Here is a 10063-nt window from a genome sequence, read left to right on the forward strand (position 1 = left end):
GAGCCGCCGGATTAAACCTGCGTGGGCTTTGTCAGTCGTAGTTTTCATGGCCGGTGATTTTCCATCGGCATTTCATCGATGCGTCGCAGTTTGGCGCTCAGTTGTCTTCAGGAGCCTCGTGCAATGACGCGCACTCGTAAAATCCTCGCCTGGTCCGTCGCCAGCCTGATCCTGCTACTGGCCGTGCTGGTGCTGGTGATCGCGTTCTTCGACTGGAACCGCATCAAGCCGACCCTCAACGCCAAGGTGTCCGAGGAGTTGCATCGGCCCTTCGCGATCAATGGCGACTTGTCCGTGGCCTGGCAGCGCGAGCCCGACGAGGGTGGTTGGCGGGCCTGGGTGCCCTGGCCTCACGTAGTGGCCCAGGACCTGACCCTGGGCAACCCGGAGTGGTCCAAGGCGCCGCAGATGGTCAGCCTCAAACGGGTCGAGTTGCGCATCTCGCCCCTGGCCCTGTTGGCCCAGCGGGTCAGCATCCCGCGTATCGATCTGACCGAGCCCGATGCTGCGCTGCAGCGGCTGGCGGACGGTCGCGCCAACTGGACCTTCAAGTTCGACCCGAAGGACCCCGAGGCCGAGCCTTCCAACTGGACGGTGGACATCGGCGCCATCGGTTTCGACAAGGGCCATGTGACCCTGGACGACCAGAGCCTGAAAACCCAGCTTGACCTGCAGGTAGAGCTGCTCGGCAAACCCATTCCCTTCAGCGACATAGTCGGTGAGAGCGAAGCGAAGAAAATCAGTGAAAAAGGCGCCGCGGCCCAAGCCTATGCCTTCGCCCTCAAGGTCAAGGGCCAGTACCACGGGCAGAAGCTCGCCGGCACCGGCAAGATCGGCGGCTTGCTGGCCCTGCAGGACGGGCGCAAGCCGTTTCCACTGCAGGCCCAGGCGCAGATCGGCGACACCAAGGTGGAGCTGCGGGGCAGCCTCACCGACCCGCTGAATCTGGGCGCCCTGGATCTGCGCCTGAAATTGGCGGGCACCAGCCTGGGCAATCTCTACCCGTTGACCGGGGTGACCCTGCCGGACTCGCCGCCCTATGCCACCGACGGCCATCTGACCGCCAAGCTCCGCGACCCGGCGGGTGCGACCTTCAGCTACCAGGATTTCAACGGCAAGATCGGCGACAGCGATATCCACGGCAACCTGACCTACGTGGCCAGCCAGCCGCGACCCAAGCTCAGCGGTGCATTGGTCTCCAACCAGTTGCTGATGAGCGACCTGGCGCCGCTGATTGGTGCCGACTCCAACGCCAAGCAGAAGGCCCGGGGCGGCGAGAGTAAGCAGCCGGCGGACAAGGTGCTGCCGGTGGAGGAGTTCCGCACCGAGCGCTGGCGTGACATGGACGCCGATGTGGAGTTCACCGGCAAGCGCATTGTCCACAGCGCCGAGTTGCCGTTCACCGATCTCTACACGCACCTGGTGCTCAACGACGGCCAGCTCAGCCTGGAGCCCCTGCGCTTCGGCGTGGCCGGGGGCAAGCTGGATGCCCAGGTGCGCCTCAATGGTCACACCACGCCGCTGGAAGGCCGGGCCAGGCTGACGGCGCGCAACTTCAAGCTCAAGCAGTTGTTTCCGACCTTCGAGCCGATGAAGACCAGCTTCGGCGAACTTAACGGCGATGCCGATATCACCGGACGCGGCAACTCGGTGGCAGCCTTGCTGGGCAGCGCCAACGGCGACCTGAAGATGTTGATCAACGATGGCGCCATCAGCCGCAGCCTCATGGAAATCGCCGGGCTCAACGTCGGCAACTATGTGGTCGGCAAGATGTTTGGCGACAAGGAAGTGAAGATCAATTGCGCCGCCGCCGACTTTGGCATCAAGAGCGGTCTGGCTACGTCACGGCTGTTCGTCTTCGATACCGAGAACGCCATCATCTACATCGATGGCACCGCCAATATGGCCTCCGAGCAACTGGACCTGACCATCACGCCGGAGTCCAAGGGGCTGCGCCTGTTCTCCCTGCGTTCACCGCTTTATGTGCAGGGCAAGTTCATCAAGCCCAGTGCCGGGGTCAAGGCGGTGCCGCTGGTGCTGCGCGGTGCCGGGATGGTGGCGCTGGGGTTGATCGCCGGGCCGGCGGCAGGCTTGCTGGCGCTGGTGGCGCCCAGCGGTGACGAGCCCAATCAGTGCGCGCCGCTGCTGCAGCAGATGCGCTCGGGCAAGGCGCCGGTGACGGTCAAGCCGAGCCAGTAGGAAGGACTGGGGCTTCGCGGACAAGCCCGCTCCTACGTTAGGCAGGGGCGGGCTTGGAGGAGGGGATTACAGGTCGTTGAGGATGTCTGCCATGTCGTCGGCGTGTTCCTCTTCCTGGGCCAGGATCTCTTCGAACAGGCGGCGGGTAGTGGGGTCCTTGTCGCCGATGTACTGGATGATCTCGCGGTAGCTGTCGATGGCGATGCGTTCGGCCACCAGGTCCTCGTAGACCATTTCCTTCAGGGTGTTGCCGGCCACGTACTGGGCGTGGGAGTGCTTGGACAGCAGGTCCGGGTTGAACTCCGGTTCGCCGCCGAGCTGGACGATCCGCTCGGCCAGCTTGTCGGCGTGCTCGGCTTCCTGGGTCGCGTGTTCGAGGAACTCGTCGGCCGCCACGCTGGCCTTGAGGCCGTTGGCCATGAAGTAGTGGCGCTTGTAGCGCAAGACACACACCAGCTCGGTGGCCAGCGATTCGTTGAGCAGCCGCAGCACCTGCTCGCGGTCGGCGTTGTAGCCCTCGGTCACGGCTCCGTTCTCCACGTGTTGGCGGGCCCGTTCGCGCAGGGTGTTCACATCGGATAAATGCTTGTCGCTCATGTCTCTCTCCTGGGGCTAATCCGTTTTGCGCCAGGCTCTCTCGGCCTGATCACTGCCTGGGTTGTGAGTCCCGGGCGTGGCAAAAAGTTTTATCGGATGTGCCCGGTGGTCTGCGCCGGGGTCAACTGCGGGCCAGGGGCGGATGCCCGGCCAGCAGCGCTTCCTGTTGCAGCCACTGGAGGAAGGCCCGCACCGGAGGGTGCCGCTCCCGTCCCGGCACGCACAGGGCGCTATAGCCCGCGCCGTCCACCTGGACCTCCGGCCGATAGGCTTGCAGCAGGCCGTTGGCCACGCTCTGGGACACCAGGATGTTGCTCGCCAGCACCAGGCCCTGACCGGCAATGGCGGCTTGCAGGGCGTACTGCTCCTCGTCGTAGGAGCGGATCGGCAACTGAGCGTCGAGCCAGTTTTCCCCGGCCTGGTCACACCAGGCCCGCCAGCCATCGGCATACAACCTGGAATTGCGCCAATGCACGCTGATCAGGGACGGTGGCTGCTGCCGGGCCAGGGCCACCTGCTGCGGCGCGCCATAGACCGCAAAGCGCTCGTCGAACAGGCACAGGCCATGGAGATTCAGGTAGCCGTCCTGGCTGTAGCGGATCGCGACGTCGATGCTGGCGTCCTGTTGCAGGTCCACCACCTCGCACTGAGTGTCCAGGCGCAGGTTGATGCCAGGGTGCCGGGCGTAAAAGCGCCCCAGGCGCGGCACCAGCCACAGGGCGGCGAAGGCCGCAGTGGTGGAAACGGTCAACTGCGCGGCGCTGGGACTGGGGCGCAGGGTATCGACGCTCTGGGCCACATCCAGCAGAGCGCCATGCAGGCTGTGGAACAGTCGGCGGCCGGACTCCGTCAGGCGTACCTGACGGGGCAGGCGTTCGAACAGTGGCACCCCCAGCCAGTGTTCCAGGCTGCGGATCTGGTGGGACACCGCGGTAGGGGTCACCGACAGGTCCTCGGCAGCGGCCTTGAAGCTCAGCAGGCGCGCGGCGGACTCGAAGGTGCGCAGTGCGGTAAGGGGCAGGTGGGCGAACATGATGGGCTCCATGGATGAATTGAGTTCATCCAAGTGAATGTTTACTCATTTGTTGGTGAGTTGCGGTAGCTCTAGCTTGAACGCGGAACAGGGCCGGCTTCAAGGCCGTTACAGTCAATCCGTATACGAGAAGGCAGATGAGCACAATTCTTGCGATTCACGGCAGCCCACGAGGCGAGCGCTCCCACAGTCGGCGTCTGACCGATGACTTTCTACAAGCCTGGCAACAGGCCAATCCCGGGGCAATCCTGACCCGGCGCGAAGTCGGGCGGGGCTCCTTGCCCCATGTCAGCGAAGCCTTTATCGCGGCGGCGTTTTATCCACAGCCCGAAGCGCGGCCGCTGTCGATGCAGGCGGACCTGGCCTTGAGTGACGAGCTGGTCGGCGAGTTGCTCGGCCATCAGCGCCTGGTGATCTCGGCGCCGATGCACAACTTCAGCGTGCCCAGCGGGATCAAGGCCTGGGTCGATCACATCGTGCGCCTGGGGCTGACCTTCAACACCCAGCTGGACAACGGCGTGGCCCAGTACCAGCCCTTGGTGCAGGGCAAGAAGGTGTTGATCGTCACCAGCCGTGGCGGCGGTGGATTTGGGCCCGGGGGTGAGCATGAAGCGATGAATCACGCCGATCCATGGTTGCGCACGGCCCTGGGATTCATCGGGATCGAGGATGTGACGGTGGTTGCGGCGGAAGGCGAGGAGTCGGCGCCCGAGCGTTTCGCGGAGTCCTGTGGCGAAGCCCGGCAGCGCCTGTTGGCCCTGGCGCAGACCTTCTGAGGAGGCGGCGCCATGGCCTGGATGTTCCTGCTGCTGGCGGCGGCCTTCGAGGTCACGTTTGCCATGGGCATGAAGTATGCCCAGGGCTTTACCCGGCCCTGGCCGTCGCTGCTGACGGTGGTCGCGGCGCTGGGCGGGATCTACTTCCTGAGCCTGGCCATGCGCGAGTTGCCGGTGAGCGTGGCCTACCCGATCTGGACCGCCATCGGTTCCCTGGGCACGGTGCTGCTGGGCTTCATGCTGCTGGGGGAAAGCCTGACGCCGGTCAAGCTGGTGTCGGTGGGGCTGATCGTGGCCGGGGTGGTGGGGCTGAAGTAGCAACTCGGGGCCGGCTTGTCATCGGTTTGTCGCCAAAGCGTCATAGGGGCTGACGACGGCCTTGGTTATGGTCTAGCTTTCAGCCAGCCCCGCCGCCTTCGCACAAGGATGTCCCCGCATGTCCCAAGAGCTTGCCACGCGTTACCCCCTGGTACTGGTGCCCGGCATGCTCGGTTTTGTCCGCCTGCTGCTGTATCCCTACTGGTACGGCATCATTCCGGCCTTGCGCCAAGGTGGCGCCCAGGTGTTTGCGATACAGGTGTCGCCGCTCAACTCCAGCGAGGTGCGCGGCGAACAACTGTTGGCCCAGGTCCAGCGGATCATGGCCGAGACTGGTGCGCCCCGAGTCAACCTGATCGGCCACAGCCAGGGCGCGCTGACCGCCCGTTACGCGGCGGCCAAACGCCCTGACTGGGTCGCCTCGGTGACTTCGGTAGCAGGTCCCAACCACGGTTCCGAACTGGCGGATTACCTGGCACGGCATTCCCCGGCCCACAGCCTCAAGGGGCGTGTCCTGAGCTGGCTGTTGCGGGGCGTCGCGGCCTTGATGACGCTGCTGGAAACCGGCTATCGCGGGCCGAAACTGCCGGTGGATATCCACGCTTCGCATCAATCGCTGACCACCGAGGGCGTGGCCCTGTTCAACCGCCAATACCCTCAAGGGTTGCCGTCCACCTGGGGCGGCCAGGGCGCGGAAGAGGTCGGCGGCGTGCGCTACTACTCCTGGTCCGGCACCTTGCAGCCGGGCAAGACCAATCGCGGACGCAACCTGTTCGACGGCACCAACCGCAGTTGCCGCCTGTTCGCCCGCACCTTCGTCCGCGAGGCCGGCCAGTGCGACGGCATGGTCGGGCGCTACAGCTCGCACCTGGGGCAGGTCATCGGCGACGACTACCCCCTGGACCACTTCGATATCGTCAACCAATCCCTGGGGCTGGTGGGCAAGGGCGCCGAACCGATCCGCCTGTTCGTCGAACATGCCCGGCGCCTCAAGGCCGCCAACCTCTGACCCTCACTGTTGCCCTGTAGCCGCCGGCTTGCCGGCGACCGGCCCCAGCACCCTGGTCCAGCGTTCGGAAAGAACCACCCCGCCCAAGGTCAACAAGCCCCCCACCAAATGGAACCAGGCCAGTTGCTCATGCAGCACCACCGCGGCAATCAGCGCCGTGATCAACGGCAGCAGATTGAAAAACAGCGTGGTCCGGCTTGGCCCCAGGCGCACCACTGCCTGCATCCAGGCCAGGGGCGCGAGCATCGACGCCAGCAGGCAGGCATAGAGCACCAGCGGAATGTTCTGCAGGGTCGGGCCGACCTTGGGTGAGGCCAGGAACAACGGCAGCAGCACCAGCACCGCCACCAGCACCTGCAGGTACAGCAGCACCAGCGGCGGCAGGCGCAGTTGCCACTTCTTCAGCAAGGTGCTGTAGATCGCATAGGCCAGGGTGGCGATCAGCATCATCGCGTCACCCAGGTTGACCCCGTGTTGCAGCAGCGCAGCGAGGCTGCCGGAAGACACCACCACCAGCACCCCGGCAAAGGACAGCACGGCGCCTACCAGGGCCCCGGCGGTCAGGCGCTGGCCCAGGGCGGCAATGGCCATGGCCAGGGACATCAGCGGCATCAGGGAAAGAATGATGCCCATGTTGGTGGCCGAGGTCAGGGTCGCGGCGAAGTAGGCCAGGCTCTGATACACGGCCATGCCCAACACCCCGAGGATGAAGATCCGGCCCAGGTTGGGGCGGATCACCGGCCAGTGCCGCAGCACCGGCTTGAGCATGAACGGAGTGAATAGCAGGCCCGCCAGCAGCCAGCGGTAGAAGCCGATCTCTGCCGGGAAGATCGCACCCACTGCGAGTTTGTTGATCACGGTATTGCCGGCCCAGATAAAGATGGCCAGCAGTGGATAAGCGTATTGCATGGAAACAGCCAGACAGTTGATGAGGGCTGATTATCCTCCTGTCCGGATCAATGCCTATACTTCGAACCGGACAACCTGCCCCGACATCCGGACAGCATGAGCAAAAAACACATCGATCTCCTGGATTTCCACGGCCTGCCCGCGCCGGTGTACTTCCGCTATGCCGACTTCGCCGCCGACAGCCACGCCCTGGAGCACCGGCATCCCTGGGGCTGCCTGGAGTATTCGGCCCATGGTGTGATGCGCATGGACATCGCCGGCCGGCGCTTCATGTCGCCGCCACAGTACGCGGTCTGGGTGCCGCCGCAGACGCCCCACAGTTTCTACACCCCGCAACCGATCAACTACCGAGCGGTGCTGCTGGCGCCGGAACTGTGCACGGACTTGCCGAAGCAGGGCAGCACCCTGGCCATCAGCGAGATACTCAAGGCGATCCTCAAGGACTTCGCCGCCCGGGACGTGCAGATCCCCGAAGGCGAGGCCGACCAGCGTCTGGCCCAGGTGGCGCTGGACCAGTTGCGCCAGGCCCCGGTGCAAGACTGTTACCTGCCCTATGCCCGCAACCCCGAGCTGCTGCGGGTACTCCAGGCCCTGCAGGCCGAACCGGGCAACCACCAGCCCCTGGCCCACTGGGCGCAGCAGGCCCATGTCAGTGAACGGACCCTGGCCCGCCAGTTCGTTCGCGAGCTGGGCATGAGTTTCGGCGAATGGCGCCAACGCCAGCGCTTCCTCGCGGCCATCGAGGCCCTGGAAAGCACCCGCAGCGTCCAGGAAATCGCCTTCGACATGGGCTACAGCAGCGCCTCGGCGTTTATCGCGATGTTCCAGCGCCAGGCCGGCTGCACCCCCGAGCAGTACCGCCGGGCCAGCCTGCAGAACAGGTGAAGGTGTAACAGGCTTTGTCTACACTGCGCAGGAGGCCGTGCCCATCGGTGCGGTGACCAGGAGAAAACTCCATGAAGATGTTGCGTATCCCTTTGTTGATGGTGGGCCTGCTGCTTTGCTCCCAAGGTTTTGCCGCCACTGCCCAGCAAAACAAGATGACCACCTGTAATGCCGAGGCCACCGCCAAGGCCCTCAAGGGCGACGAGCGCAAGGCCTTCATGAGCACCTGCCTCAAGGCGGCTCCGGCGGCTGCAGCGACACCTTCCACGCCCCAGGAAAGAATGAAATCGTGCAACGCCACTGCCACCACCCAGGCCCTCAAGGGCGATGCGCGCAAGGCGTTCATGAGTGATTGCCTGAAGAAAAAGTGAGCCTGAATCGATGGGACCAAGGTCACCGGGCTGGCACAGGGCCTTGGTTCGCATCGAGGTTTACGATTTCAAGATCACAAAAAATCTTTTATTTCAATGAGATAAATCAGAAAGATACCGCTCGTCGCTTTTTTTTAATGTAATAAATTTTACATTTAGACTTTATCCCCTTCGAAAACAGGTGCCGGGATGCACCGCGCGGCCGCTCTAGTACCGGCGTCTGCGACTCAAGGGAATGGAAGGCATGTCGCGTTTTGGCTGTTTCAGGCCTGTCGTAGCGTTTTGTGCTTTGTTCGGCTCGTTTGCCCTCACCGCCGCCCCGCTGCAGACGCCGGGTGACCGCGATCTGATCCGTGATCGCCAGCAGCAGTTGCTGCAAGAACAGCAAAAGCGCCTCGACGAACTGCAGCAACTGCCCGGCAAGACCCTGCCCCCCGAGCCTGCTCCGCAACCTGGCGAGCAGCGCTGTTTTACCATCAAGACCGTGGTCCTCAAAGGCGCCGAACACCTCTCGGCGGCGGATCAGGAGCGCCTGGTTGCGCCCTATCGCGACCAGTGCCTGTCGGTGGCGCAGATCAACACCCTGCTCAAGGCCATTACCCACCACTACCTGCAACAGGGCTATGTCACCACCCGCGCCTACCTGCCTGCCCAGGAGCTGGCGTCGGGGCAATTGATCATCGTCATCGTCGAAGGTCGCCTGGAAAGCCTGGACAGCTCGGCCCTGGCCAGTTCCCGGGAGCTGGCCATGGCCTTTCCCGGCACCACCGGCGAAGTGCTGAACCTGCGGGAACTGGAGCAGTTGGTGGACCAGCTCAGCCGCCTGCCTTCGCGCCAGGTCGAGCTGGAACTGTCACCGGGGGAGACACTGGGGGACAGCCATGTCGGGCTCAAGGGCCAGCGCCTGAAACCCTGGCGCGTCTCGGCCACCCGCAACAACAGCGGCGACAAAAGCACCGGCGAGCAGCAAATGGGCCTCGGCCTGGACTGGGACAGTCCCCTGGGGCTGGCGGATCAATTGAGCCTGCGGGCCAACCAGGACGCGGTCAGCGATCGCTGGCGCCATTCCGACAATCAGAGCCTGTTCTACAGCCTGCCCTGGGGCTGGTGGACTTTCAGCTACGCCTACAGCCAGAGCTACTACCGCACTCGCAATGACAGCACCGGCTTCGACTTCACCATGGACGGCGAAAGCAAGAACCAGCAGTTGCGCGCCGAGCGTGTGTTGCACCGCGACAACCTGAGCAAGACCGGGATGAGCCTGGGGCTGAGCCAGCTGCGCACGCGCAACTACATCGACGACAACCTGATCGACGTCTCCAGCAACCGCATCACCGAAAGCCAGTTGGGCTTCAACCACGGGCGGCGCATCGGCACTGCCCTGGTCAACGCCGACATCGGCTGGCAGCAGGGCATCGGCGCGCTGGACGCCCAGGGCAGCGGCAACCCTCACGGCAGCGAGCCGGTCTCGCGCTACAACAAGTACAGCCTGACCCTGAGCTACTTGCAGCCCTTTCGCCTGTGGAACGAGAACTTCAGTTTCGACAGCCTGGCCACCGGTCAGCGTAGCGAGGACGTGCTCTTCAGCCCTCAGCGCATCAGCCTCGGCGGGCTCAATTCGGTGCGCGGCTTCCAGGACCAGACCCTCTCCGGCAACAGCGGCGGCTACTGGCGCAACCAGCTGCGCTGGCGCCGTGCCGTGACCTGGCAAGCGCTGCAACCCTTTGTCCAGGAATACGGCCTGGCCTTTGCTTATGACGTCGGGGTGATCAAGGGCGATCGCTACAACCATGACGCCAAGGGCCGCATGAGTGGCAACGCCATCGAACTCAACGCCCGTGGCCAGTACCTGGCCGCGTCAGTCAGCTTCGCCCGCTCCCTGGAGCGACCCGACATTATCGAGAGACGAGAGCATCCGGTGTACGTGCGAGTAGACCTGTTCTTCTGACCCGACCCAAACGCTAGT

10 protein-coding genes are annotated in these 10063 nt (G+C 64.2%); 7 read left to right on the top strand and 3 right to left on the bottom strand.

All coding sequences use genetic code 11. The features are described from left to right. The first annotated feature begins 123 nt into the window (after positions 1-123). Complete coding sequence (locus KHO49_RS04080) at positions 124-2199, top strand: AsmA family protein (RefSeq protein WP_102881990.1); 2076 nt, start codon at positions 124-126, stop codon at positions 2197-2199. A 66-nt stretch (positions 2200-2265) separates the two neighbouring features. On the opposite strand, the gene KHO49_RS04085 is transcribed toward KHO49_RS04080, so the two are convergent. Both KHO49_RS04085 and KHO49_RS04090 read right to left on the bottom strand, forming a co-directional pair. Further along, on the bottom strand, positions 2266-2796 hold the full coding sequence (locus KHO49_RS04085; protein WP_102881989.1) for a ferritin-like domain-containing protein: 531 nt from the start codon (positions 2794-2796) through the stop codon (positions 2266-2268). Between the two features lie 121 nt (positions 2797-2917). Further along, positions 2918-3841 carry a LysR substrate-binding domain-containing protein gene (locus KHO49_RS04090; protein ID WP_213665248.1) on the bottom strand — a complete coding sequence of 308 codons (924 nt, stop codon included), beginning with the start codon at positions 3839-3841 and terminating at the stop codon, positions 2918-2920. A gap of 125 nt (positions 3842-3966) precedes the next feature. Between KHO49_RS04090 and KHO49_RS04095 the strand changes: the two genes are divergently transcribed. From KHO49_RS04095 to KHO49_RS04105, 3 genes are all read left to right on the top strand, one after another. Beyond that, positions 3967-4605, top strand: coding sequence for an FMN-dependent NADH-azoreductase (locus tag KHO49_RS04095; protein WP_123391281.1), 639 nt, complete (start codon positions 3967-3969; stop codon positions 4603-4605). Positions 4606-4617: 12 nt separating this feature from the next. Continuing rightward, a complete protein-coding gene (locus KHO49_RS04100; RefSeq protein WP_110650918.1) occupies positions 4618-4923 on the top strand; it encodes a DMT family transporter in 306 nt (101 codons plus the stop codon). 118 nt (positions 4924-5041) lie between these two features. Next, positions 5042-5932, top strand: a complete 891-nt coding sequence (locus tag KHO49_RS04105) for an esterase/lipase family protein (protein ID WP_102881985.1) — start codon at positions 5042-5044, stop codon at positions 5930-5932. Positions 5933-5935: 3 nt separating this feature from the next. Here KHO49_RS04105 and KHO49_RS04110 read toward each other — a convergent pair whose 3' ends face one another. Then, positions 5936-6841, bottom strand: a complete 906-nt coding sequence (locus KHO49_RS04110; RefSeq protein WP_110595456.1) for a DMT family transporter — start codon at positions 6839-6841, stop codon at positions 5936-5938. A 96-nt stretch (positions 6842-6937) separates the two neighbouring features. Here KHO49_RS04110 and KHO49_RS04115 point away from each other — a divergent pair, with 96 nt between their 5' ends. The 3 genes from KHO49_RS04115 to KHO49_RS04125 all read left to right on the top strand — a co-directional run bounded on the left by KHO49_RS04115 (position 6938) and on the right by KHO49_RS04125 (position 10045). After that, positions 6938-7726 (top strand): AraC family transcriptional regulator, encoded by a 789-nt coding sequence (locus KHO49_RS04115; protein WP_102862949.1) that lies wholly within the window; start codon positions 6938-6940, stop codon positions 7724-7726. Positions 7727-7797: 71 nt separating this feature from the next. Further along, entirely contained in the window at positions 7798-8097 is a 300-nt protein-coding gene (locus tag KHO49_RS04120; protein WP_110595457.1) for a PsiF family protein, read from the top strand. 244 nt (positions 8098-8341) lie between these two features. Continuing rightward, positions 8342-10045, top strand: a complete 1704-nt coding sequence (locus tag KHO49_RS04125; protein WP_213664649.1) for a ShlB/FhaC/HecB family hemolysin secretion/activation protein — start codon at positions 8342-8344, stop codon at positions 10043-10045. Positions 10046-10063 lie beyond the last annotated feature (18 nt).

The sequence above is a fragment of the Pseudomonas sp. RC4D1 genome (assembly GCF_018390395.1).
Lineage (GTDB): Bacteria > Pseudomonadota > Gammaproteobacteria > Pseudomonadales > Pseudomonadaceae > Aquipseudomonas > Aquipseudomonas danubii.